The organism is Streptomyces sp. SID12501 (assembly GCF_010550245.1).
GTDB lineage: Bacteria > Actinomycetota > Actinomycetes > Streptomycetales > Streptomycetaceae > Streptomyces.
Window position 1 is genome coordinate 100486 of the sequence record NZ_JAAGLU010000024.1, and the last position, 24087, is coordinate 124572.

Genomic DNA, 24087 nt, shown 5'->3' on the forward strand with positions numbered 1-24087 from the left:
GTCGAAGGCGTCGACAGCACCCGCTGCCGACACCCGCTCCTCCCTCGCCCACGGAGGCCTGATGTCCGGGCTCGTTGATGCCTCGCTGATCGTCGCCGTCGTCACCCTGGTGGTCGTACGACAGTTCCGCACACGTCGGATGGACGCGGACCGGCGCTGGTGGGTCGTGCCCGTGATCCTGGCCGTCGTGGCGCTGCGCGAGCCCGGACTTGTCGACATCCACCACCGCACGGCGTCGATCACCCTGCTCGCGGTCGAACTGCTCATCGGCCTCGTCACCGGCGCCGGCTGGGCCTGGACGACACGCCTCTGGGCGGAGGCGGACGGTGTGGTGTGGAGCCGGAGCACCAAGGCGAGCGTCGCCGTGTGGATCATCGGGGTCGGCCTCCGCGCCGGCCTCTTCGCCCTGGGCGCGGCACTCGGCGTCCACCAGGACACCTCGGCCCTTCTCCTCGCCCTCGCGGCGACCCTGCTGCTCCGCGCCGGAATCCTGCACTGGCGGACACAGTCCCTGCGCCTGACAGGCTCGCAGCCGCAGCCGCAGCCGCAGCCGCAGCCGCAGCCGCAGCCGCAGCCGCAGCCGCAGCCGCAGCCGCAGCCGCAGCCGCAGCCGCTGCGTCCGGCGTCCACGCCCTCGGCACGCCCGCAGGCCACGGCTTACGGTGACGGCGTGCGGTTGCGGAAGGAGCACGTGTGACGAAGAACGACTGGTTGCGCTGGCCCTTCCGGGAGGCGCTCGGCCGCGAGGGAATCTCACGCAACCGCCGTCGGCTCGCCTGGGCCACCCGGATGCTGGTCCTCGGCATGCTGCTGTGGGGAGCCCTCAGCAGCAATCCGCCCCGGGGCTGGGACTCGGCCCTGGCGGTCGGGGGAGTCCTGGCCGCCGCGCTCCTCGCCTGGGCGCTCTACCGGACGACGTTCCAGCACCGACTGTGGCCCTCCCTTGCCCTCCTCCTGCTGCTCCAAGGCCTCGCGGTCGCTGGCCAGGCCGCGGGCTTCCGGGTGCCGGCTCTCGTCCTGTGGTGCGGGTGCGCGATCACGGCCCTGGAGAGAATGCCCCTGTCAGCCGCTCTGCCCATGAGCACCGTGGCCCTCGGCTCGTACGCGGTGGTCAATGACGACCCCTTGCTCACCACGACCGTCACCAGCATCGGTCTCGCACTCGCCGGATACGTCCTGCGGCTCGACGCCGAAGCGCGAGGCAACGCCCAGCGGCTCCTCGCCCAGGAGCGGGCCGCGCGGGCCGCCGAAGCGGAGTCGTCGGCGCTCGCGGAGCGCGCCCGGATAGCGCGGGAGATCCACGACGTACTGGCGCACAGTCTCTCGGCGCAGTTGGTTCACCTGGAAGCGGCCCGACTGCTGATCGAGCGGGGCGCCGACCGGGACCGGATCCTCGAACGGGTGGTGGCGGCGCGGGGGATGGCCCGCGACGGTCTGGCCGAGACGGGACAGGCCCTGTCCGCCTTGAGGGGCGAGATGTCCCCGCTGGAGGACTACCTGAGTGAACTCGTCGGCGTGACCGACGACGTGGGCGTCACCATTACGGGTGAGCGCAGACCACTGCCGGCGGAGGCGTCGCAGGCCGTGCGCCGGGTGGCCCAGGAGGCTCTGACGAATGTCCGCAAGCACGCCCCGGGCGCCAAGGTCCAGGTGCGGCTGGACTACAGCGAGCATCAAGTGAGGCTGGACGTACGGGACTCGGGCGGCTCGCCGGGCGAACTCACCGGCATGGGCGGCGGGTACGGTCTGCTGGGCATGCGGGAACGTGCCGAGCTGCTGGGCGGTTCGCTGGATGCCGGGCCGGGCGAGAAGGGGTTCGTGGTGACGCTGAGGGTGCCGACATGACGCGGGAGGCCGGCCTGAGGCCCGCGCGGGTCGTGGTCGCGGACGACCAGACCGTCGTACGGGAAGGCATCGTGATGCTGCTCGGCCTGTTGCCCGGGATCGAGGTCGTCGGAGCGGCCGGAGACGGGGACGAGGCCGTGAGGCTCGCCGGTGAACTCGCGCCGGACGTGGTGTTGATGGACCTGCGCATGCCGCGGTGCGACGGTGTCGAGGCGACCCGGCGGATCAGGGCGGAGTACCCAGGGACACAGGTCGTGGTGCTCACGACCTTCGCGGACGACGAGTCACTGTTCCGTGCGCTGCGGGCAGGCGCGCGCGGCTATCTCACCAAGGACGCGGACGGCGAAGAGATTGTCAGAGCGGTGCACAGCGTGCTGTCCGGGGACGCGGGGCTGGCGCCGAGCATCCAGCGGCGGCTCCTGGAGCGGCTGACAGAGCCGGAGAAGAAGCCTGCCGCACCCGCCGAGCCGCCCGACGGGCTCACCACGAGGGAGACCGAGGTGCTGGTGCTGATCGCGGACGGCCTCAGCAATCAGGAGATCGCGCACCAACTGCATGTCTCCACGGCGACCGTGAAGACCCACATCAACAACCTCTTCGCCAAGACGGGAATCAAGGACCGTGCGCAGGCGGTGCGTTACGCCTATGGGAGGGGATTGGTACGGCCCCCCACGGGGTGAGTCACCTAATGGGGTGAAGACTGCGGAGAAGAAGAGTCGGGGATCTTCCCGTTCTGTCCATCCTTGGGCATGCAGTCAAGCACCGGTCGCCCCAACAGACGCGGGGGCGGCCCTGAGAGTTCGGCCGAGCCCTCCGAAGGCCGTGACACCGCCCCGACCCACGCGGGGGTGGGTGAGGACCCGCGGTTCGAAGACCCCTGGTACGACGCGCTCGCCTCCGGCTGGGGCGAGTTGGACGGCACGGGTGCGCCCGCGCCCGTCGTCCCGCCCGCGCGCCGGGAGCAGGAGGGCCGGGGTGGTGGCGCGGCCGACGTCTATCTGGAGGTGCAGCGCAGCGCTGCCTTCCAGGAGGTGCGCAGTCGGTACCGGAGGTTCGTGATCCCCGGCGTCGCCATCTTCTTCTCCTGGTACGTGGGCTACGTGGTGACCGCGACCACCGCGCCCGGATTCATGGCCCGGCCCGTGATGGGCGCGGTGAACGTGGCGATGCTGGCGGGACTCGGACAGTTCCTCACGACGTTCCTGTTCACCTGGGCGTACGCGCGGCACGCACGGCTGCGCAGGGACCGGGCCGCGCTCGATCTGCGCTGGGACACCCAGGAACTGACGCGTGGCCTCAGAGGCGGTGGATCATGACCGGCAACCATCAGATGCTGGCGCTGGTGCTGTTCAGCGCGTTCGTGGCCGTCACGCTGGCCATCACCACCTGGGTGAGTCGGCACCGGCAGGGCTCGGCGGAGGAGTTCTACGCGGGCGGTCGGCTCTTCTCCCCGATGGAGAATGGTTTTGCCATCGCGGGCGACTACATGTCGGCCGCGTCCTTCCTCGGCATCTCCGGTCTCATCGCGCTCTTCGGCTACGACGGGCTGCTGTATTCGGTGGGCTTTCTGGTGGCCTGGCTCGTCGTGCTGTTCCTGGTCGCCGAACTGGTGCGCAACTGCGGGCGGTTCACGCTGGCCGATGTCGTCGCGTCGCGGATGCGGGAGCGGCCGGTACGGATCGCCGCGGGAACTTCCTCGGTCACCGTGTCCGTTCTGTATTTGGTGGCGCAAATGGTGGGCGCGGGCAGCCTGGTCGCGTTGCTGCTGGGCGGGTCGAGCGAGGCGGCGCAGTCCTGGACGGTGATCGCGGTCGGCGCGCTCATGGTGATCTATGTGTCGTTGGGAGGGATGCGGGCCACTACCTGGATCCAGATCGTCAAGGCGGTCCTGCTGATGGGCGGGGCGATCACGCTGACCGTGCTGGTGCTGGTGCGTTTCCACGGCGACTTCGACCAGCTGTTGCGCACGGCGGCCGGGCGCAGTGGTCACGGTGACGCGTTTCTCGCCCCCGGCCTGAGGTACGGCGGCGACTGGACCTCGCGTTTCGACTTCATGAGCCTGGGGCTCGCCCTCGTACTGGGTACGGCAGGACTGCCGCACATCCTCTCCCGCTTCTACACCGTGCCCACCGCCAGGGCCGCGCGCCGATCGGTCGTCTGGTCGATCGGGCTCATCGGCGGCTTCTACCTGATGACGATCGTCCTCGGCTTCGGCGCGGCGGCGATCGTCGGACCGCAGGCGGTCCGTGGGTCGAACGCGGCCGGGAACACGGCGGTCCCGCTGCTCGCCCTCGATCTGGGCGGCGGAGCGGACTCCACAGGCGGAACGGTTCTGTTCGCGATCGTCGCCGCCATCGCGTTCGCAACGATTCTCGCGGTGGTCGCAGGTATCACCCTCGCGTCCTCGGCGTCCGTGGCCCACGACCTGTACGCGTCGCTGCGGCGTCCGCGCGCCAAGCCGCGCAGCGAGGTGGCCGTGGCCCGCACCGCCGCGGTCGGCATCGGCGTGGTCGCGATCGCCCTCGGCCTGCTGGCCCGTGACCTCAATGTCGCCTTCCTGGTGGGTCTCGCCTTCGCTGTCGCGGCGTCCGCGAACCTGCCGGTGCTGCTCTACTCGCTGTTCTGGGGCGGCTTCACCACCCGGGGCGCGGTGTGGTCGGTGTACGGGGGGCTGATTCCGTCAGTGGTCCTCGTACTGCTGTCGCCCGTGGTGTCGGGCAGCCCCGAATCGCTGTTCCCGGGAGTGGACTTCCAGTACTTCCCGTTGCAGAACCCCGGGATCGTCTCGATCCCGCTGGGATTCCTCGCGGGCTGGCTCGGCACGGTCACCTCGGCGGAGGACCCGGACGAGGCCAAGCACGCGGAGACCGAGGTGCGGTCGCTCACGGGGGCGGGGGCCGTCTAGCGGGCGGCGATTTCACTGTCGTACGACCTTGACGGGCAAGGCAGTGACTCAGGGGGCCACCCATGCGTACCGGTGTTCGGGACGGCCCGTGTCGCCGTACTTGAGGGAGAGGCGGAGGCGGCCCGCCTGTTCCAGATGGCGGAGGTAGCGCTGGGCCGTGGAGCGGCTCAGGCCCGTCTCGGCTGCCACTTCGTGAGCCGAGAGCGGGTGGCCGGCGCGGTGGAGCACGCCGCAGATGAGGTCTGTGGTCGGTTCCGAGTGGCCGCTCGGCAGCCCGGGGGACGAGGGGGCGGGCGGCGTGCGCAGAGCACTGAAGATCCGGTCGACCTGCTCCTGCCCGGCGTGGCTCCGGTCCCCGACGTGGTCGACGGTGCGGCGCAGGGCGGCGTAGGAGTCCAGACGGGTGCGCAGCGCGGCGAAGGTGAACGGTTTGACCAGGTAGTGCAGCGCGCCCACGCGCATCGCGGCCTGTACGGTCACCACGTCGCTCGCCGCCGTGATCATGATGACGTCGGTGCAGTGGCCCTGTTCCCGCATACGGTGAACGAGTTCGACTCCCGTCTGGTCGGGCAGGTAGTGGTCGAGCAGGACCAGGTCGATGGTGCCCTGCTGCACGGCGGCCAGGGCCTGAGCTGCGTTGTGCGCGCGGGAGGCGACCCTGAATCCGGGAACCCTGCCCACGTACCTGGCGTTGATCTCTGCCACACGGAAGTCGTCGTCCACTACCAGGACGTCAATCATCGGGCCTCTCCCTCAGGGCCGACGAGCGGCAAGCCCGTGCGGTGAACCCGTGTTGCGGCTCCGCTGCGTTGGCGCGCGGAACAAGCAGAACAGATTTTCGCAAGCAGAAGAACGGCTTGCGCGCCGAAGTCCGATGTTGTGGCATGTGCCATGTCTCCCGCCATCGAACAGCGGGGCGCGAGCAAGATCTTCACAACTCCGCCGTGCCCACTCTCAGGGGCGGGTCGCCCACACGTAACGGTGCTCCGGGCGGCCCGCGTCACCGTACTTGAGGGTCAGCCTGGCCCGTCCCGTGCGCTCCAGCAGCTTCAGATAGCGCTGGGCGGTCTGGCGGCTCACCCCGGTCCGCTCGGCGATCTCCTGGGCGGAGAGGGGGCCTTCGGCGTTCACCAGGGCCCGCCGCACGAGTTCCGAGGTGGTGGGGGAGTGCCCCTTGGGCAGTTCGGGCTCGGGCCCGGAGGACAGGGCGCCGAAGATCCGGTCCACCTCGGCCTGTTCGGCCTCGCCGCCGCCGTCGAGGGTGCGGCGCAGCTCCGCGTACGCCTCCAGCTTGGCGCGCAGCCCCGCGAAGGCGAACGGCTTGACCAGATACTGCAGCGCTCCCTGCCGCATCGCCGCCTGTACGGTCGACACGTCCCGGGCCGCCGTCACCATGATCACGTCGGTCTCGTGGCCGCGCTGGCGCATCTCCTGGACGACCGAGAGGCCCGTGCCGTCGGGCAGGTAGTGGTCCATGAGGACGAGATCGAGATGCGGCAGCGCCTCCAACTGCCGCAGTGCCTCGGCCGCGCTGTGCGCCGCTCCCGCGACATGGAAACCGGGCACCTTCTCCACATAGGCGGCGTTGACGCGCGCCACCCGGATGTCGTCGTCCACGACCAGGACCTCGATCATCTCGACTCCTCCTGTGCGGGGCGCGCGCCGGTGGCCGGGGCGGGGGTCGGGGTCGGTTCCGTGTCCGGGATACGCACGTGTTCCGTCTCCGGGCCGTGGGTGTGCCGGGGTTCCACCGCCGGGTCCGGTTCCGCGAGTGCCTCCGGCAGTACGACCGTGAACTCCGCGCCCCCGCCCTCGGCCTCGTCCACGCGCGCGCTGCCACCCTGCCGCTCCGCGAGCCGACGTACCAGGGGGAGACCGATTCCGCGCTTGCCGTGCGCCGGGGGCTTCTTCGTGGACCACCCCTCCGTGAAGACCAACTCGCGCTGTTCCACCGGGATTCCGGGTCCCGTGTCGCACACCCTGAGGACCGCGGTCCGGCCCTCCGCGCGCAGTTCGACCTCTACGCGCGCGTGCGCGGTGCCGGCGACGGCGTCCAGCGCGTTGTCGACCAGGTTGCCGACGACCGTGACGAGCCCTCTGGGATCGATCAGCCGGTCCGGGAGCAGGGTCCGGTCCGAGACCCACAGGGCGACACCGCGCTCCGCCGCCACGGTGGCCTTGCCGACCAGCAGTGCGGCGAGCAGTGGATCGCGGATCTTCTCGGCGACCTGTTCCGCGGTGGCCCGATGGTCGCCCACCACCTCGCCGATGAACTCCGCGGCGTCCTCGTACATCTCCAGTTCGAGCAGCCCCAGGAGCGTGTGCATGCGGTTGGCGTGCTCGTGGTCCTGGGCGCGCAGGGCGTCGAGCAGACCGTGTGTGGAGTCGAGTTCGCGGCCGAGCTGCTCCAGCTCGGTGCGGTCGCGCAGGGTGGCGACGGCACCGCCGTCGTCGGTGGGCATGCGGTTGGCGACCAGGACACGCTGGCCGCGCACGGTGAGCAGGTCGGTTCCGGTCACGCGTCCGGCCAGCACATCGGTCGTACGTCCGGCACCGAGCGCCTCGTCCGGGGAACGGCCGACAGCCTCCTCGCCGATGCCCAGCAGGCGCTGTGCCTCGTCGTTGAGGAGCCGGATGCGGCCCGCGCGGTCCAGGGCGACGACACCCTCGCGGATGCCGTGCAGCACGGCCTCGCGCTCCGCGAGCAACGCCGCGATGTCCGAGAAGGCCAGGTCCCGGGTCTGCCGCTGCACCCGCCGGGAGATCAGCCAGGCGGCCAGGGCACCGACGGCCATGGCTCCGCCCGCGTACGCGAGCAGCCCTGGAATCGCGTGGAACAGCAGGGCGCGCACACTGTCGTACTCGATGCCGACCGAGACCGCCCCGACGACCCTGCCGCCGGTGTCGCGCAGTGGCACCTTGCCGCGGGCCGAGCGGCCCAGGGTGCCGCTGTCGATCTCCATGACCTCCTTGCCCGCCAGGGCCTGGCGGGGGTCGGTGGAGACGACCCGGCCGATCTCCTTCGGATCCGTGTGCGACCAGCGAACGCCTCGCATGTCCATCACCACGACGTACTCGGCCCCGCTGGCCTTCCGGATCCGCTCCGCCTCGACCTGCACCGGCCCGTCGACCGACGGCCTGGTGCCCTGCAGGTCCTCGGCGATCTGCGGCTGGGCCGCGGTGGTCTGCGCGATCGCCAGCGCCCGGCGCATCGCCTGGTCGTCCAGCTGATCGCTGAGCGGGGCGAGGAACAGCCCGGTCGCGAGCACCGCGACTCCCGCGGCGATCGCCACCTGCATCAGCAGCACCTGCGAGAACATCCGCCGCGGCAGACCGAGGCGCAGGCGGCGTCCAGGGGGAGTGGGGCTCATACCCATGACGGTACGGGGATGAGGTGCCTGTGCCGTAGTGGGGTGCTACGCGGATCTCTTGATCAATGTGTGTACAGGCGTGCCTGGGCGTGTACGGGGTGCTTGAAGGGTGGGCCACGGTCCGTATGGACGGGATGATGTCGTGCGGTCAGCGCGGCGGAGCCGTGGACACCACTTCGCGCACCGCCACCACATCCATCCGCGCAGGCGAACCCAACGCCGATCCGCAGCTTTCCGGGCGAGGCGGCAGCGAGGCGCCCTGGACCACCGAGACACTCCACCGGCGCCCGTCCGTGTGAGCGACGGTCACCTCCCAGTGCGGTGCCGAGCCGTCCGTCCGCATGACGCTCAGCGTGTCCGCCGCGTACTCGCGCGCCGCCGAGCGGACGGCCAGTTCCGCGGCCTGTCCGGGCCGCTCCCAGGCGGATCCGCCGCGACAGCCCTCCACGACGACACGCCCTTCGCGCACGCCCTGGAGGACCTCCTTGACGTGCGGGGCCTGGACGCGGCCGTACGCGTATCCGTACGGCAGGACGAGCAGCGTCGGGGAGAATCGATGTCCGCCGAGGTGTGTGACCTCCCAGGCGCCCTCGACCCCGGAGGCGGCCAGTTCGGCGGCGAGGGGACGGCCGAGCAACGCGCAGCAGCGGTCGCGCTTGCCGTTGGTGCAGACGAGCGCGAGGGGGTCCCCGGTGTGGGGGCGCCCCTGGAGTGCGGCGTCGAAGGTCTGGGGAGCGCCCTTGCCGAGCGCGCCGAAGTCGAGGTCGAGCAGCTGTTCGGGGGCGCGGGTCGTGGCGCTGTGCAGCCAGACGTTCCCGGGCGTGGTGTGGGCCGCGTACACCTGTCGTGCGGCGGGTGGCCCGAAGTCGGCGTGGCGGCCGGGGCGGCGGATCAGTGCGATCCGTACGCCGGTGCCCTCCGCGGCCTTCTCCAGGGCGCGGCCGAGTGCGGGCTCCAGGTGGCTCATGGTGAGCGCCTGGGCACCCCACGGGCCCGGCTGCTCCAGCAGCAGCCACGTCCTCGCGGTCGCCGCGGTTCCCGCGATGGGCTCGTCGAGGTCCCTGGAGACGGTTGCGCACCTACTCACAGAGGTGAGCCTAACCTGACTCGCCGCAAGGTGACTTCCAGCCGCGCGGAACGGTTGGTTCCGGCATTGTCGGGCTACTCCGGGAGTGGTTGCGGAGGTCGCTCACCCACGTAGGTTCCGGACGGGCGCATCCGCAGCGGACGCTCGCCGTACTCCTCCAGGGCGTGTGCGATCCAGCCGGCCGTACGGGCGACGGCGAAGATCGTCTCCCCTGCCGACGCTCCCATGCCGCAGGCGACGGTGAACACGGCGATGGCAAGATCCACATTGGCGTGCAGGGGGGTGTGGCGGGCACTGGTCGTCACGACGTCCCGGGCCGCGGCGAGGGCGGGTGCGGCGTGCGGCATCTCGTCGAGGAGGGCGAAGAGGGCGCGCGCGCGCGGATCCTCGCCGGGGTAGAGACGGTGGCCGAGCCCGGGGACGCGGCGGCCCGCGCGCAGCTCGTCCGCGACCACGGGAGCCGCGTCGCCCTCGTCGAGCACGTCGAGGAGCATCCGGTGGGCCAGGCCGCTCGCAGCGCCGTGGAGGGGGCCCTCGAGGACGCCGAGTCCCGCCGAGACGGCTGCGTAGGGGTGCGCGCGGGCGGACGCGGCGACGCGTGCGGCGAGGGTCGAGGCGGCCAGGTCGTGGTCGACGAGGAGGCCGAGTGCCGTGTCCAGGGCGTGCAGTGACGCCTCGTCGGCGATCCGGACGGTGAGCCGGGCCCAGAGGCGGTGGGCCAGCGGGCCGTCCTCACGGTGGCCGGACGCACGTGGCGGCAGGGCGGCGACGAGGGTGGGGATGAGGGTGCGGGCGGTGCCCAGCACGGTGCCCTCGGAGAGGTCGAAGCGGAGCGGATCGACCGCTGCCGCGGCGATGGCGGCGACCCGGAGCCGGTCGACCGGGTCGCTGTGCTCCGGCAGCGCGTTGACGGAGCGGCGGGCGGCGGCGACGGAGGCCCTGGGCGCGGTGAAGGTGGCCCCGGGGCGCAGGGTGCCGGTCCACAGCCATTCGGCGACTTCTTCGTAGGAGTGGCGTGCGGCCAGCTCGGCGGCGTCGACGCCCCGGTAGTAGTACCGATCCTTGTCGATGAGGGTGAGCCGGGTCCGTACGGACAGCTCGCCGCCAGAGGGTGAACTCCCGCCGCTCTCCCGCTTGTTGCGGCGGGCGAGCGCCTCCACCTCCGTGGCGTCGAAGGTGCTGCCTCGGCCCCCGGGGTCGCGTCGGCTGCTGAGCTGACCGCGACTCACGTACGCGTACACGGTCTCGGGCTTCACGCCGAGCAGTTCGGCGGTCTCCTTGGTGCTCAGCCGGCGGCTGGTGTGGTCGGGGGAGGGTTCCTGATCGCGCATGGAGATCACCGTATCCGTGTGGACTGTGCATTGATTCAATCAATATTGACATCGCTTCAGTCAATCATGGACAGTCGAATCAAGTTCAGGGAGGAAACATGCCGAACAATCGGGCCTCAACAGCCGTAACCACCGTTGTCGACGTACCGCGAGGGCTCGCGGGCGTCGTCGTCACCGACACCCGAATTGGTGACGTCAGAGGGCGCGAGGGCTTTTACCACTACCGCCAGTACTCCGCCGTCGAACTCGCGCAGACCCGCGGCTTCGAGGATGTCTGGCACCTCCTGGTCCACGCCGAGGTGCCGGACGCGCACCGTCTCGCCGCCTTCACCGCGCAGACCGCGGCGCTGCGGCGGCTGCCGGACGAGGTGCGCGCGGCACTGCCGGCGATCGCGGCGGCGAGCGGACGGTCCGGACCGCTGGCCGGCATGCGCACGGCGCTGTCGCTGCTCGGTGCGGCGAAGGGCTTCCGTCCCGTGTACGACATCGACGCGGAGGAACGGCGCGCGGACGCCCTGGTCGCTTCGGCTGCCGTGCCGACCGTGCTGACGGCGCTGCATCGGCTGGGCAGGGGCCTTGATCCGGTGGAGCCGCGGGACGACCTCCCGTATGCGGCCAACTACCTGTACATGTTGACCGGGTCGGAGCCGGACCCGCTGCACGCCAGGGCGATCGAGCAATACTTGATCTCAACCATTGATCACGGATTCAATGCGTCAACCTTCACGGCGCGGGTCATCGCGTCCACAGGGGCGGACGTGGCGGCCTGTCTCGTCGGAGCCGTCGGAGCACTGTCGGGCCCGTTGCACGGCGGCGCTCCGAGCCGCGCACTGGACACCCTGGACGCGATCGGGACGCCGGACCGCATCGACACCTGGATCCGCGAACGGGTTCTCGCCGGCGACCGCATCATGGGCTTCGGCCACCCGGTCTACCGCACCGAGGACCCCCGCTCCCGCATGCTCCGGGGCATCGCCGAGCAGTTCGGCGGTCCGCTGGTCGATCTGGCGGTCGAGGTCGAACGACGGGTGGAAGCGATCCTGGCCGAACTGAAGCCGGGCCGCGAACTGCACACGAACGTCGAGTTCTACGCGGGCGTGGTCATGGAACTGTGCGGCCTGCCGCGCGAGATGTTCACGCCGACGTTCGCGGCGGCCCGTGTGGTGGGCTGGAGCGCCAACATCCTGGAACAGGCGGAGGACTCGAAGATCATTCGTCCGGCGGCGCGGTACGTGGGGCCCGTACCGCCGGTGCCGGTGCCGTCGATGGTGCCGTCGATGGTCTGACAGGGACCGGCCGCTGACGGCCGTTCACCCGGCGACGATTCCTCCGGCTCGTATCCTGGAGCGGCATTCGTTCCCGTACGCGCTCGGGGCCGTGAGTCCCCGTGTGCGCGTCGGCGTGAGAGAGGTCGCAGATTGAGTCAGCCGGGTCCGAGCCAGAGCCCTCGGCAGATCCCCGTCATCGTCCTCGCCGGCTTCCTCGGTTCCGGCAAGACCACCCTCCTCAACCATCTCCTCCACCGCGGCGGTGGCAGTCGTATCGGGGCCATCGTCAATGACTTCGGCGCGATCGAGATCGACGCCATGGCCGTCGCGGGGGCGTTGGGGGACTCCACGGTGTCGCTGGGCAACGGATGTCTGTGCTGCGCTGTTGATACGAGCGAGCTCGATGTCTACCTTGATCGACTCGCTCAACCCTCGGCCCGGATCGACGTCATCGTCATCGAGGCCAGTGGGCTCGCCGAACCGCAGGAACTCGTTCGGTTGGTGCTCGCCAGTGAGAATCCCCGGGTCGTGTACGGGGGACTCGTCGAGGTCGTCGACGCCGTCGAGTTCGACGACACGCGGGTGAAGCACCCCGAGATCGACCGGCATCTCGCCCTCGCCGATCTCGTCGTCGTCAACAAGGTCGGGCGGGTCGCGGACGGCGGTGAGCGAATCCTGGAGACCGTCCGCGGGCTGGTCGACCGTGCCGCCGTAGTCCCCGCCGACTACGGGCGCGTGGATCCCGAGTTCCTTTTCGACTGCCGGCCGACCCAGGAGCGCATCGGGCAGTTGTCCTTCGACGACCTGCACGATCACGCGAAGGACAGTCGCGGAAAGGGCGAGCACGGGGACGACGAAGACGGTCATGAGGACGGCGCGGGAGACCATTCCGGGCATCTGCACGCCGCCTACGACAGTCTCTCCTTCAGCTCCTCGACCCCCCTCCATCCGCGTCGGCTGATGGACTTCCTCGACAGCCGGCCCGAAGGGCTCTACCGCATCAAGGGGTACGTCGACTTCGGACCGCACGACCCGGGCAACCGGTACGCCGTGCATGCCGTCGGGCGGTTCCTGCGGTTCTATCCCGAGCCCTGGGCCGACGGCGAGGAGCGGCTCAGCCAGCTCGTCCTCATCGGGTCCGGCATCCAACTGCCTCTCCTCGGCAAGGACTTGGAGGCCTGCACGCACGACGCCCCACACGCCGACGAGCACAGCATGTGGGGCGTCCTGAGGTACGTACAGGAGCGGAGCCCGGAGGGCTCGGGAGAGGTCGGCTGACCTACACCGGGCCCGTCACCACCCCCACCGTCTTCGGCAAGGAGAGGCCCGAGCCGTCGCGGCGCGGGTCCATCTCCGGGAGCTCCGCCGGGGTGCCGTTCTTCTGGGACGCCCGCGCCGGCGTGGGGCCCGCCCAGGCCAGGGACAGACAGTCCTCGCCCTTCAGGAACCGCTGGCAGCGGACACCGCCGGTGGCGCGGCCCTTGCGCGGGTACTGGTCGAAGGGCGTCAGCTTCGCAGTGGTCTGCACGGAGTCGTCCAGCGTGCCCCGCGAGCCGGCGACCGTGAAGACGACCGCGTCCACCGCTGGGTCCACCGCCGTGAACGAGATCACCTTGGCGCCGTCCGTGAGCTTGATGCCGGCCATACCGCCGGCCGGGCGGCCCTGAGGGCGGACATGGGCGGCCTGGAAGCGCAGCAACTGGGCGTCGTCCGTGATGAAGACCAGGTCCTCCTCGCCCGTGCGCAGCTCCGCGGCACCGACGATCCGGTCGCCGTCCCTGAGCGTGATGACCTCCAACTCCCCCTTGTTGGAGGGATAGTCGGGGACCACACGCTTGACGACGCCCTGTTCCGTGCCGATCGCGAGCCCCGGCGACGACTCGTCGAGCGTCGTCAGGCAGACCACCGTCTCGCCGTCCTCCAGGGAGAGGAACTCCGACAGCGGGGCGCCGCCCGAGAGGTTGGGCGCCGCCATCGTGTCGGGGAGCCGGGGGAGGTCGATGACGTTGATACGCAGCAGGCGGCCCGCCGACGTGACCGCGCCCACCTCGCCCCGTGCCGTCGCCGGGACCGCGGAGACGATCAGGTCGTGCTTCGCGCGCCGACCGTCCTCGTCCGCCGGGAACGGCTCGCCGTTCGCCGTACGCGCCAGCAGGTCCGTCGAGGAGAGCAGGACCCGGCACGGGTCGTCGGCCACCTGGAGCGGGACGCCCGCCGCAGGGGCGGCGCCGGCCGACTCCAGCAGGACCGTACGCCGCTCGGTGCCGAACTTCTTGGCCACCGCGGCCAGTTCGTTCGACACCAGCTTGCGGAGCTCCGCGTCCGACTCCAGGATCCGGGTCAGCTCCGCGATCTCGGCGGCCAGCCGCTCCTTCTCGGACTCCAGCTCGATGCGGTCGAACCGGGTCAGTCGGCGCAGCGGGGTGTCCAGGATGTACTGCGTCTGGATCTCCGAGAGGGAGAACCGCTCCATCAGGCGTTCCTTCGCCTGCGAGGAGTTGTCGCTGGAACGGATCAGCCGGATGACCTCGTCGATGTCCACCAGCGCGGTGAGCAGGCCCTCGACCAGGTGCAGCCGGTCGCGGCGCTTGGTGCGGCGGAACTCCGAGCGACGCCGTACGACCTCGAAGCGGTGGTCGAGATAGACCTCGAGGAGCTCCTTGAGCCCCAGGGTGAGGGGCTGACCGTCCACCAGTGCCACGTTGTTGATGCCGAAGGACTCCTCCATCGGTGTCAGCTTGTAGAGCTGCTCCAGGACGGCTTCCGGTACGAAGCCGTTCTTGACCTCGATGACCAGGCGCAGGCCGTGGCTGCGGTCGGTGAGGTCCTTGACGTCTGCGATGCCCTGGAGCTTCTTCGAGCCGACCAGGTCCTTGATCTTGGCGATCACCTTCTCCGGGCCGACGGTGAAGGGCAGTTCGGTGACGACCAGGCCCATACGGCGCGGCGTCACGTTTTCCACCGACACCGTGGAGCGGATCCTGAACGTGCCGCGGCCCGTCTCGTACGCATCCCTGATCCCGGCGAGGCCGACGATCCGCCCGCCGGTGGGCAGGTCGGGGCCCGGGACGTGGCGCATCAGGGTGTCGAGGTCGGCGGCCGGGTAGCGGATGAGATGGCGGGCGGCCGAGATGACCTCGCCGAGGTTGTGCGGCGGCATGTTCGTGGCCATACCGACGGCGATGCCCGACGCGCCGTTCACCAGCAGGTTCGGGAAGGCGGCGGGCAGCGCCACCGGTTCCTGCTCCTGGCCGTCGTAGTTGGGGGCGAAGTCGACCGTGTCCTCTTCGATCGACTCCGTCATCAGGGACGTCGCGTCGGCCATCCGGGCCTCGGTGTACCGCATGGCGGCCGGCGGGTCGTCGTTGCCCAGCGAACCGAAGTTGCCGTGGCCGTCGACCAGCGGCACGCGCATGGAGAACGGCTGGGCGAGACGCACCAGGGCGTCGTAGATCGACGAGTCGCCGTGCGGGTGGAGCTTACCCATGACCTCGCCGACGACGCGGGCGCACTTCACATAGCCGCGGTCGGGGCGCAGGCCCATCTCGTTCATCTGGTAGACGATGCGACGGTGTACGGGTTTGAGGCCGTCTCGGGCGTCGGGCAGGGCTCGGGAGTAGATGACCGAGTACGCGTACTCGAGGAAGGAGCCCTGCATCTCGTCGACGACGTCGATGTCGAGGATCCGCTCCTCGAAGTCATCGGGCGGCGGGGTCTTCGTGGTGCGGCGGGCCATCGCTGCCGGCTCCTTGCTGAGACATGAACAGGATCTGACGCGGACCATTGTGGACTGCCGCACTGACAACGCGGACCAAGGCCCGTGCCTGCGGCGGTGTTGGGCGATGGCCGCTAATGCTGAAACGTACCGCCTGGCACCCGAGGAATCTCGCTGTCGGCGTACGTCCGCCGGGAACTTCGCCAGCACTCCACACGCTTGCATACAGTGGCAGGACCGGCACGAAACCAGCGGTTGCAACAACCGCATCCGCGATCGAAGGGACGTACATGCCCATGGGTCACACGGCCACAGCCGAGGCAGGCTCCGGCGGCCTGACAGCGACCGAGCACCGCCTCGCCAACGGGCTGCGCGTGGTGCTTTCCGAGGACCACCTGACCCCGGTCGCAGCGGTGTGCCTCTGGTACGACGTCGGGTCGCGCCACGAGGTCAAGGGCCGTACCGGCCTGGCTCACCTCTTCGAGCACCTGATGTTCCAGGGTTCGGGCCAGGTGAAGGGCAACGGCCACTTCGAACTGGTCCAGGGCGCGGGCGGCTCGCTCAACGGCACCACCAGCTTCGAGCGCACCAACTACTTCGAGACCATGCCCACCCACCAACTGGAGCTCGCCCTCTGGCTGGAGGCCGACCGCATGGGCTCGCTGCTCGCGGCCCTCGACGACGAGTCCATGGAGAACCAGCGGGACGTCGTCAAGAACGAGCGCAGGCAGCGTTACGACAACGTCCCCTACGGGACGGCGTTCGAGAAGCTGACCGCCCTCGCCTACCCGGAGGGGCACCCCTACCACCACACGCCGATCGGCTCGATGGCCGACCTGGACGCGGCGACGCTGGAGGACGCACGCGCGTTCTTCCGCACGTACTACGCGCCCAACAACGCCGTCCTGTCGATCGTCGGGGACATCGACCCCGCCCAGACGCTCGCCTGGGTCGAGAAGTACTTCGGATCCGTCGCCGGGCACGACGGCAAGCCCGCGCCGCGCTCCGGCGCCCTCCCCGACGTCATGGGCGAGGAACTGCGCGAGGTCGTCGTGGAGGAGGTCCCCGCGCGCGCGTTGATGGCCGCCTACCGGCTCCCGGAGGACGGCACGCGTGCGTGCGACGCGGCCGACCTGGCGCTCACCGTCCTCGGCGGCGGCGAGTCCTCCCGCCTCTACAACCGGCTCGTACGGCGGGACCGTACGGCGGTCGCGGCCGGGTTCGGCCTGCTGCGGCTGGCCGGAGCACCCTCCCTGGGGTGGCTGGACGTGAAGACCTCGGCGGACGTCGAGGTGCCGGTCATCGAGGCCGCCGTCGACGAGGAGCTCGCCCGGTTCGCCGCGGAGGGCCCCACAGCCGAGGAAATGGAGCGCGCCCAGGCCCAGTTGGAGCGCGAGTGGCTGGACCGGCTCGGTACGGTCTCGGGCCGCGCCGACGAACTGTGCCGTTTCGCGGTGCTGTTCGGCGACCCGCAGCTCGCACTGACCGCCGTGCAGCGCGTGCTCGACGTGACGGCCGAGGAGGTCCAGCAGGCCGCCAAGGACCGGCTGCGCCCCGACAACCGCGCGGTGCTCGTCTACGAACCCCTCACCGCCGACACTGCCACCGACACCGACGAGGAGGCGGCCAAGTGACCGAGCTCGCCACGATGGAGTTCCACCCCCAGCCCCAGGCGGGCGAGGCCAGGCCCTGGGCGTTCCCGGCCCCCGGGCGCGGCACGCTCGGCAACGGTCTGACCGTCCTGCGCTGCCACCGCCCCGGCCAGCAGGTCGTCGCCGTCGAGGTACTCGTCGACGCCCCCCTGGAGGCCGAGCCGGCCGGTCTCGACGGAGTGGCCACGATCATGGCCCGGGCCTTCTCCGAAGGCACCGACAAGCACTCCGCCGAGGAGTTCGCCGCCGAGCTGGAGCGCTGCGGCGCCACCCTCGACGCGCACGCCGACCACCCGTGCGTGCGCCTCAGCCTCGAAGTCCCCGTGTCGCGGCTCCCCAAGGCGCTCGGTCTGCTGGCCGACGCCCTCAGGGCGCCCGCGTTCTCGGACAGCGAGATCGAGCGGCTGGTGCGCAACCGGCTCGACGAGATCCCGCACGAGACGGCCAACCCGGCCCGTCGCTCCGCCAAGCAGCTGTACAAGGAGCTGTTCCCGGCGGCCTCGCGGATGTCCCGTCCGCGCCAGGGCACCGAGGAGACGGTCGCGAAGATCGACGCGGCTGCCGTACGCGCCTTCTACGAGAGGCACGTCCGGCCCGCCACGGCCACCGCCGTGGTCGTCGGCGACCTCACCGACATCGACCTGGACGCGCTGCTCGGCGACACCCTGGGGGCCTGGACGGGCTCGCCGGCCGAGCCGCGGCCCGTGCCGCCGGTGACCGCCGACGACACCGGCCGGGTCGTCATCGTGGACCGCCCCGGCGCCGTGCAGACCCAGCTGCTCATCGGCCGCATCGGCGCCGACCGGCACGACCGTGTCTGGGCGGCCCAGGTCCTCGGCACGTACTGCCTCGGCGGCACTCTCACCTCCCGCCTGGACCGCGTCCTGCGCGAGGAAAAGGGCTACACCTACGGTGTGCGGGCGTTCGGCCAGGTCCTGCGCTCGGCTCCGGACGGTACCGGCGCCTCGCTGCTCGCCATCAGCGGCTCCTTCGACACCCCGAACACCGGGCCCGCGCTGGAGGACCTCTGGAAGGTGCTGCGCACCCTCGCGGCCGAAGGGCTCACCGACGCCGAACGCGATGTCGCGGTGCAGAACCTGGTCGGCGTCGCCCCGCTCAAGTACGAGACCGCGGCGGCCGTGGCGAGCACGCTGGCCGACCAGGTCGAGCAGCACCTGCCCGACGACTACCAGGCGACGCTGTACCGGCAGCTCGCCGCGACCGGCACCGTGGAGGCCACGGCGGCGGCCGTCAACGCCTTCCCGGTGGACCGTCTGGTGACGGTCCTCGTCGGGGACGCTGCGACGATCGAGGAGCCCGTCCGGGCCCTCGGTATCGGTGAAGTGACCGTCGTTCCCGCCGAGTAGCGGTAGCGGCGTACACGACAGGGGCCCCGGTGACGAAAGCGTCACCGGGGCTTCTTTGTCCATGTTGATGGTCAAGTTGTCCGTATTGATGGAGAGGTGGACTGTCTGCACTGTGGCATGCGCGACAAAACCCGTGATCGGTTTGTTGATTGAAAGACGTCCCGCTTAGCGTCTGTCCGGCTGTCCGTCATGCACTGCGCCGCACCCGCGGCAACCGGACAGTCATCGCCGAGTCCCCGTACGGCGCGAGCCAGGGGAGCCGGGGACCCACCATGTGCAGTCCCTGGGGTGAATCGGATGCCCGCGCGTGCAGCGAGGGTGTCCGTAGGAGACCTTCCTGCTCCGAACCCGTCAGCTAACCCGGTAGGCGAGAAGGAAGGAAAGGACCCACCACCACATGGCGTTCACCCGCGCCACCGGGAAGCACCGGCGTCCCAGCCGCCCCAGCCTTGTCACCCGTACGACCGTCCGCGCGGCCGGCGTCGCCGCCCTCGCGACCACCGGCGTCGTCGGCTCCCTCGCCGCTCCGGCGCTCGCCGCGGAGTCCGCGGTAGAGCAGACCGGTCTCACCCCGGTGATCTCCATCGGCGAGGCGCTCGCCGACCAGATCGACGCGCAGGCCGCCGCCCAGGAGCAGGCCGCCGAGAAGGCCGCCGCCGAGAAACGGGCCGTGGCCGCCGCGCAGAAGGAGGCGGAGGAGCGGGTCAAGGAGGCACGCGAGGCGAAGGCCCGCGCCGCCCGTGAGGCCGAGCGCAAGCGCCTCACCAGCTATGTCGCCCCGATCTCCGGCTCGTACATCTCCACGGGCTACAAGACGGGCGGCGCCCTCTGGTCCTCCGGCAGCCACACCGGCGTCGACTTCCACGCCGCGTCCGGCACCACCGTCCAGGCGGTGGGCTCCGGCACCGTCGTCGAGGCCGGCTGGGGTGGGTCCTACGGCAACAACATCGTGATCAAGATGATCGATGGCACATACACTCAGTACGGTCATCTGTCGTCCATCAATGTCTCCGTCGGCCAGACGGTCACCCCGGGCCAGCAGATAGGCCTCTCGGGGGCGACCGGCAACGTCACCGGCGCGCACCTCCACTTCGAGGCGCGTACGACTCCGGAGTACGGCTCGGACATCAATCCCGTCGCCTACCTCCGCTCGCACGGTGTGAACGTCTGACGACCCCGCGCATCACTTGTCGTGGCCCCGGCTCCCCGAGCCGGGGCTTTCGGTGTTTCGGAGGGTGGTGTGTCCAAAAAATATCCATCGATTCCGGCCTGCCGTCGGAAATTCCGGTTCTCTGCAATAGAGTCACTGAACACACGTCAATCGTCGACGTTTCACGGGGATTAAAGCGGAGGTCGGACATGCGTATTCCGGCGCACTCGGTATGCACGGCGATCCGGGACGACATCGTCGCCGGTGTCTACGAGCGCGGCAGCCGGCTCACCGAGGAACTGCTCGCGCGCCGGTACGGCGTCTCGCGCGTCCCTGTCCGCGAGGCCCTGCGCACCCTCGAGGCCGAGGGCTTCGTGGTGACCCGGCGGCACGCGGGCGCGTGCGTCGCGGAGCCCACCGAGCAGGAGGCCTCCGACCTGCTGGAGATGCGCATGCTCCTGGAGCCGCTGGGTGCCTCCCGGGCCGCTCAGCGGCGCACCGAGGCCCATCTCAAGGTGCTGCGGGGCCTGGTCCGGCTGGGGCAGGAGCGGGCCAGGAGGGGCAACAGCGAGGATCTGCGCTCCCTGGGGGGCTGGTTCCACGAGACGCTCGCCCAGGCCTCCGGGAGTCATGCCCTGACCTCGACGCTCACCCAGCTCCGGCACAAGATCGCCTGGATGTACGCGGTGGAGGCGCCGGCCAGTCCCGTCGAGTCCTGGGCGGAGCACGGGGCGATCGTGGACGCCGTGGCACGCGGTGACGGTGAGCGGGCGCGGGCGATCACGACCCTGCACGCCGAGCGGGCGACCGGTGTGCACCGGCTTCGATTTCCGGGCGCCGGGGACCGGCCGGATCGTGTGAGGACTTCGCAACATCCCGTAAACATGACGGGCCTGCGTCATTAACACGGGCGCCGTATACAAAGAGGGTTGAATTCGCGGGGGATTATTTCTGCTGCCTGCGACCGGGAATTAAGAAGGGCCCGCCCGATATTCGGGCGGGCCCTTCGTCATGTGCGGATGATGCTTTTGCGGTGGCGTCTGCCGCCACCGTCAATCGAGGACTCCGCCGGACTTTTCAGACCGTCTCGGGGAGTTCCTCGAGACCCTCGGCCACCAGCTTCGCCAGGCGGTCGAGTGCGGCATCGGCGCCCTCCGCCTCGGAGGCGAGGACGATCTCCTCGCCGCCCTGGGCGCCCAGGCCGAGGACCGCCAGCATGGAGGCCGCGTTGACGGGGTTGCCGTCGGCCTTGGCGATCGTCATGGGGACGCCGGCGGCCGTGGCCGCACGGACGAAGATGGAGGCGGGGCGGGCGTGGAGGCCCTCCGCCCAGCCGACGTTGACGCGGCGCTCAGCCATGTGATGCTGCCCTTCACTGTCTCAGGGTTGTCTAGACCATTATTCCATAGCGTGAAGCGTGCCGGGAGGCGGGCCGAAACCCGTCCCGGAACCGCGTTCGAACCCCGGCCTGGGCCCGACTTCGGTCCCCCACAGACTGCCTCGCGACGTTGTCGGACGCGAGCCGTACTCTGGGGCGCATGCAGAACTCGGCGGACCGGCACGAGTACCCCGCCCACTGGGAGGCGGACGTCGTGCTGCGCGACGGCGGCACCGCCCGTGTCCGGCCCATCACGGCGGACGACGCCGACCGGCTGGTCAGCTTCTACGAACAGGTTTCGGACGAGTCGAAGTACTACCGCTTCTTCGCGCCCTATCCGCGCCTGTCCGCAAAGGACGTCCACCGCTTCACCCACCACGACTTCGTGGACCGGGTGGGGCTCGCGGCCACGGTCGGCGGCGAGTTCATCGCCACCGTACGCTACGACCGTATTGACGCCGAGGGACTGCCCGCCTCCGGTCCGGCCGGCGAGGCAGAGGTCGCCTTCCTGGTGCAGGACGCGCACCAGGGCCGGGGCGTCGCCTCCGCCCTTCTCGAACACATCGCGGCTGTCGCCCGCGAGCGCGACATCCGCCGCTTCGCCGCCGAGGTGCTGCCGGCCAACAGCAAGATGATCAAGGTGTTCACGGACGCCGGGTACACCCAGAAGCGCAGCTTCGAGGACGGTGTCGTACACCTGGAGTTCGACCTGGAGCCCACCGACCGCTCACTCGCCGTCCAGCGCGCGCGGGAGCAACGGGCCGAGGCGCGCTCCGTACGTCGGCTGCTCGCCCCGGGCGCCGTGGCCGTCATCGGCGTCGGCCGCGCCCCCGGCGGCGTCGGCCGCAGCGTCCTCGACCACATCAGGGACGCCGGTTTCACCGGTGACCTGTACGCGGTCAACAGCGCCTTCCCGGAGGACCAGAAGGACATCGACGGAGTACCGGCCCACCGATCGGTGGGCGACATCGGGGGCCCCGTCGACCTCGCGGTCGTCGCCGTCCCGGCCGCGTACGTCCCCGATGTCGTCGCCGAGTGCGGTGAGCACGGCGTGCAGGGGCTCGTCGTGGTCTCCGCCGGGTACGCCGAGAGCGGCCCCGAGGGACGGGAGCGGCAGCGCGAACTCGTGCGGCACGCGCGCACGTACGGGATGCGCATCATCGGCCCCAACGCCTTCGGTGTCATCAACACGGCGCAGGACGTCCGGCTGAACGCGTCGCTCGCCCCCGAGATGCCGAGGCCCGGGCGTATCGGGCTGTTCGCGCAGTCCGGGGCCATCGGGATCGCACTCCTGTCCCGGCTGCACCGGCGCGGGGGAGGGGTCACCGGGGTCACCGGGGTGTCGACCTTCGTCTCGTCCGGCAACCGGGCCGACGTGTCGGGCAACGACGTACTCCAGTACTGGTACGACGACCCGGACACCGATGTCGTCCTCATGTACCTCGAATCCATCGGCAACCCGCGCAAGTTCACGCGCCTCGCCCGGCGTACGGCGGCGGCGAAGCCGCTGGTGGTCGTCCAGGGGACGCGGCACGGCGGCGCGGCTCCCCAGGGGCATGCCGTACGGGCCACGCGGTTGTCGCACGCGACGGTGTCCGAGCTGCTGCGGCAGGCCGGGGTGATCCGGGTGGACACGATCACCGAACTGGTCGACGCGGGGCTGCTGCTGGCCCGGCAGCCACTGCCCGCCGGACCGCGGGTCGCGATCCTGGGGAACTCGGAGTCGCTGGGGCTGCTGACCTACGACGCGTGCCTCTCCGAGGGGCTGCGGCCGCTGGCGCCGCTGGACCTGACGACAGGAGCGTCGCCCGGGGACTTCCACCGGGCGCTGTCGGAGGCGTTGGCGGACGAGGAGTGCGACGCGGTCGTCGTCACCGCGATCCCGACGGTGGGGGAGGGTTCCCCCGGGGACGCGGCGCTGGCCGAGGCCCTGAGGTCGGCCGCGGCGGAGGTTCCCGGGAAGCCGGTGCTGGTGGTCCATGTGGAGCTGGGCGGGCTTGCGGAGGCGCTGTCGGCTGCGGCCAGCACCGCCCCACAGGCAGGTTCACCGGCACCGGGCACCGCGGTGACGGAACGGCCGCCCCCCGCGCCGGTGTCGCAGGCACCGGCATCCCCGACCCCGCCCACCCCGGACTCCTGCTCCCGTCTCATCCCCGCCTACCCCGCCGCCGAGCGCGCCGTACGGGCCCTCGGGGAAGCCGTGAAGTACGCGCAGTGGCGGCGGGAGGCCGCCGAGCCCGGCAAGGTGCCCGGCTATGAGGACATCGACGAGAAGGGCGCCGCCGCGCAGATCGGCGGGCTCCTCGCGCGCGGGCAGGGGCTCACCCTCGGTACGGACGACACGTGCGAGCTGCTCGGGACGTACGGCATCCCGGTGCGCGTGGCCCTGCCCGCCCCGAGCCCCGAGGACGCCGTGGCCGCCGCGCGGACCCTCGGCTACCCCGTCGCCCTCAAGGCCACCGCACCGCACCTGCGGCACCGCGCCGACCTGGGCGGCGTACGCCTGGATCTCGCGGACGAGGAGCAACTGCGGCGGGCGTACGCCGAACTGACCGGCCTCTTCGGGAACCCGGAGGAGGTGCGGCCCGTGGTGCAGGGGATGGCACCGCGGGGAGTCGACACCGTCGTACGGGCGGTGATCGACCCGGCGGCCGGAGCGGTGCTCTCCTTCGGGCTCGCCGGACCCGCCTCGCAGCTGCTCGGGGACATCGCGCACCGGCTGATACCGGTCACCGACCGCGACGCGGCCTCGCTGATCCGGTCGATCCGGACGGCGCCGCTCCTTTTCGGCTGGCGCGGTTCGGCGCCCGTCGACACCGGGGCGCTGGAGGAACTGCTGCTCAGGGTGTCGCGGCTCGTCGACGATCACCCCGAGGTCATCGCGGTGTCCCTGGAGCCGGTGGTCGTCGCACAGCACGGACTGAGCGTGCTCGGGGTGTCGGTGCGACTGGCGCCGCCGCCCGTCCGTGACGACCTGGGTCCCAGGACACTTCCTGTGTACTGAGCGGTGCCTCGCAG

General features: G+C 70.8%; 18 protein-coding genes, 1 pseudogene and 1 riboswitch. Of the genes and pseudogenes, 12 read left to right on the forward strand and 7 right to left on the reverse strand.

The annotated features are described in order from the left end of the window. Positions 1 to 61: 61 nt before the first annotated feature. The 5 genes and pseudogenes from G3I71_RS27425 to G3I71_RS27445 all read left to right on the forward strand — a co-directional run. Positions 62 to 514, forward strand: a pseudogene (locus G3I71_RS27425) (DUF1453 domain-containing protein); the annotation flags it as partial. A 179-nt stretch (positions 515 to 693) separates the two neighbouring features. Continuing rightward, a complete protein-coding gene (locus tag G3I71_RS27430; protein ID WP_164318391.1) occupies positions 694 to 1845 on the forward strand; it encodes a histidine kinase in 1152 nt (383 codons plus the stop codon). Beyond that, positions 1842 to 2525 (forward strand): response regulator transcription factor, encoded by a 684-nt coding sequence (locus G3I71_RS27435; protein WP_164318393.1) that lies wholly within the window; start codon positions 1842 to 1844, stop codon positions 2523 to 2525. The genes G3I71_RS27430 and G3I71_RS27435 overlap by 4 nt, the downstream gene beginning before the upstream one ends. 69 nt (positions 2526 to 2594) lie before the next feature. Further along, on the forward strand, positions 2595 to 3161 hold the full coding sequence (locus tag G3I71_RS27440; RefSeq protein ID WP_203731533.1) for a DUF485 domain-containing protein: 567 nt from the start codon (positions 2595 to 2597) through the stop codon (positions 3159 to 3161). After that, positions 3158 to 4750, forward strand: coding sequence for a cation acetate symporter (locus tag G3I71_RS27445; RefSeq protein ID WP_164318397.1), 1593 nt, complete (start codon positions 3158 to 3160; stop codon positions 4748 to 4750). Before G3I71_RS27440 ends, G3I71_RS27445 begins: the two co-directional genes overlap by 4 nt. A 48-nt stretch (positions 4751 to 4798) precedes the next feature. On the opposite strand, the gene G3I71_RS27450 is transcribed toward G3I71_RS27445, so the two are convergent. The 5 genes from G3I71_RS27450 to G3I71_RS27470 all read right to left on the reverse strand — a co-directional run bounded on the left by G3I71_RS27450 (position 4799) and on the right by G3I71_RS27470 (position 10539). Beyond that, the gene (locus tag G3I71_RS27450; protein ID WP_164318399.1) at positions 4799 to 5491 is read right to left on the reverse strand and encodes a response regulator; all 693 of its coding nucleotides are present in this window, start codon (positions 5489 to 5491) and stop codon (positions 4799 to 4801) included. Positions 5492 to 5704: 213 nt separating this feature from the next. Further along, positions 5705 to 6385 carry a response regulator gene (locus G3I71_RS27455; protein ID WP_164318400.1) on the reverse strand — a complete coding sequence of 227 codons (681 nt, stop codon included), beginning with the start codon at positions 6383 to 6385 and terminating at the stop codon, positions 5705 to 5707. Next, entirely contained in the window at positions 6382 to 8121 is a 1740-nt protein-coding gene (locus G3I71_RS27460) for a sensor histidine kinase (RefSeq protein ID WP_164318402.1), read from the reverse strand. Before G3I71_RS27460 ends, G3I71_RS27455 begins: the two co-directional genes overlap by 4 nt. A gap of 148 nt (positions 8122 to 8269) precedes the next feature. Further along, a complete protein-coding gene (locus G3I71_RS27465) occupies positions 8270 to 9208 on the reverse strand; it encodes a sucrase ferredoxin (protein ID WP_164318404.1) in 939 nt (312 codons plus the stop codon). 74 nt (positions 9209 to 9282) lie between these two features. Then, positions 9283 to 10539, reverse strand: coding sequence for a citrate synthase (locus G3I71_RS27470; RefSeq protein ID WP_164318407.1), 1257 nt, complete (start codon positions 10537 to 10539; stop codon positions 9283 to 9285). Between the two features lie 98 nt (positions 10540 to 10637). On the opposite strand from G3I71_RS27470, the gene G3I71_RS27475 reads away from it, so the two are divergent. Together G3I71_RS27475 and G3I71_RS27480 are read left to right on the forward strand one after the other, a co-directional pair. Further along, positions 10638 to 11825: a citrate synthase/methylcitrate synthase gene (locus G3I71_RS27475; protein WP_164318409.1), complete on the forward strand. Its 1188-nt coding sequence runs from the start codon at positions 10638 to 10640 to the stop codon at positions 11823 to 11825. A 132-nt stretch (positions 11826 to 11957) separates the two neighbouring features. Continuing rightward, on the forward strand, positions 11958 to 13085 hold the full coding sequence (locus G3I71_RS27480; protein WP_164318411.1) for a GTP-binding protein: 1128 nt from the start codon (positions 11958 to 11960) through the stop codon (positions 13083 to 13085). Position 13086: 1 nt separating this feature from the next. Here the strand turns inward: G3I71_RS27480 and G3I71_RS27485 are convergent, their stop codons facing one another. Next, entirely contained in the window at positions 13087 to 15543 is a 2457-nt protein-coding gene (locus G3I71_RS27485; RefSeq protein ID WP_164318413.1) for a DNA topoisomerase (ATP-hydrolyzing) subunit A, read from the reverse strand. Positions 15544 to 15818: 275 nt separating this feature from the next. Here G3I71_RS27485 and G3I71_RS27490 point away from each other — a divergent pair, with 275 nt between their 5' ends. The 4 genes from G3I71_RS27490 to G3I71_RS27505 all read left to right on the forward strand — a co-directional run bounded on the left by G3I71_RS27490 (position 15819) and on the right by G3I71_RS27505 (position 20596). Next, complete coding sequence (locus tag G3I71_RS27490) at positions 15819 to 17156, forward strand: pitrilysin family protein (RefSeq protein WP_164318520.1); 1338 nt, start codon at positions 15819 to 15821, stop codon at positions 17154 to 17156. After that, positions 17153 to 18541: a pitrilysin family protein gene (locus G3I71_RS27495; RefSeq protein WP_164318415.1), complete on the forward strand. Its 1389-nt coding sequence runs from the start codon at positions 17153 to 17155 to the stop codon at positions 18539 to 18541. Before G3I71_RS27490 ends, G3I71_RS27495 begins: the two co-directional genes overlap by 4 nt. A gap of 216 nt (positions 18542 to 18757) precedes the next feature. Beyond that, positions 18758 to 18926: riboswitch (cyclic di-AMP (ydaO/yuaA leader) on the forward strand. A gap of 12 nt (positions 18927 to 18938) precedes the next feature. Beyond that, positions 18939 to 19712 (forward strand): M23 family metallopeptidase, encoded by a 774-nt coding sequence (locus G3I71_RS27500; protein WP_164318417.1) that lies wholly within the window; start codon positions 18939 to 18941, stop codon positions 19710 to 19712. Between the two features lie 188 nt (positions 19713 to 19900). Continuing rightward, positions 19901 to 20596 (forward strand): GntR family transcriptional regulator, encoded by a 696-nt coding sequence (locus G3I71_RS27505; protein WP_164318419.1) that lies wholly within the window; start codon positions 19901 to 19903, stop codon positions 20594 to 20596. 172 nt (positions 20597 to 20768) lie between these two features. Here G3I71_RS27505 and G3I71_RS27510 read toward each other — a convergent pair whose 3' ends face one another. Then, positions 20769 to 21050, reverse strand: a complete 282-nt coding sequence (locus G3I71_RS27510) for an HPr family phosphocarrier protein (RefSeq protein ID WP_006379745.1) — start codon at positions 21048 to 21050, stop codon at positions 20769 to 20771. A gap of 179 nt (positions 21051 to 21229) precedes the next feature. On the opposite strand from G3I71_RS27510, the gene G3I71_RS27515 reads away from it, so the two are divergent. Beyond that, a complete protein-coding gene (locus G3I71_RS27515) occupies positions 21230 to 24073 on the forward strand; it encodes a bifunctional GNAT family N-acetyltransferase/acetate--CoA ligase family protein (protein ID WP_164318421.1) in 2844 nt (947 codons plus the stop codon). Positions 24074 to 24087 lie beyond the last annotated feature (14 nt).

Excerpts from the sequence above, each read along its gene's own strand:
- G3I71_RS27435 (WP_164318393.1), top strand. The coding sequence starts at position 1,842 with ATGACGCGGGAGGCCGGCCTGAGGCCCGCGCGGGTCGTGGTCGCGGAC.
- G3I71_RS27440 (WP_203731533.1), top strand. The coding sequence starts at position 2,595 with ATGCAGTCAAGCACCGGTCGCCCCAACAGACGCGGGGGCGGCCCTGAG.
- G3I71_RS27445 (WP_164318397.1), top strand. The coding sequence starts at position 3,158 with ATGACCGGCAACCATCAGATGCTGGCGCTGGTGCTGTTCAGCGCGTTC.
- G3I71_RS27450 (WP_164318399.1), bottom strand. The coding sequence starts at position 5,491 with ATGATTGACGTCCTGGTAGTGGACGACGACTTCCGTGTGGCAGAGATC.
- G3I71_RS27455 (WP_164318400.1), bottom strand. The coding sequence starts at position 6,385 with ATGATCGAGGTCCTGGTCGTGGACGACGACATCCGGGTGGCGCGCGTC.
- G3I71_RS27460 (WP_164318402.1), bottom strand. The coding sequence starts at position 8,121 with ATGAGCCCCACTCCCCCTGGACGCCGCCTGCGCCTCGGTCTGCCGCGG.
- G3I71_RS27470 (WP_164318407.1), bottom strand. The coding sequence starts at position 10,539 with ATGCGCGATCAGGAACCCTCCCCCGACCACACCAGCCGCCGGCTGAGC.
- G3I71_RS27475 (WP_164318409.1), top strand. The coding sequence starts at position 10,638 with ATGCCGAACAATCGGGCCTCAACAGCCGTAACCACCGTTGTCGACGTA.
- G3I71_RS27485 (WP_164318413.1), bottom strand. The coding sequence starts at position 15,543 with ATGGCCCGCCGCACCACGAAGACCCCGCCGCCCGATGACTTCGAGGAG.
- G3I71_RS27490 (WP_164318520.1), top strand. The coding sequence starts at position 15,819 with ATGGGTCACACGGCCACAGCCGAGGCAGGCTCCGGCGGCCTGACAGCG.
- G3I71_RS27500 (WP_164318417.1), top strand. The coding sequence starts at position 18,939 with ATGGCGTTCACCCGCGCCACCGGGAAGCACCGGCGTCCCAGCCGCCCC.
- G3I71_RS27505 (WP_164318419.1), top strand. The coding sequence starts at position 19,901 with ATGCGTATTCCGGCGCACTCGGTATGCACGGCGATCCGGGACGACATC.
- G3I71_RS27510 (WP_006379745.1), bottom strand. The coding sequence starts at position 21,050 with ATGGCTGAGCGCCGCGTCAACGTCGGCTGGGCGGAGGGCCTCCACGCC.
- G3I71_RS27515 (WP_164318421.1), top strand. The coding sequence starts at position 21,230 with ATGCAGAACTCGGCGGACCGGCACGAGTACCCCGCCCACTGGGAGGCG.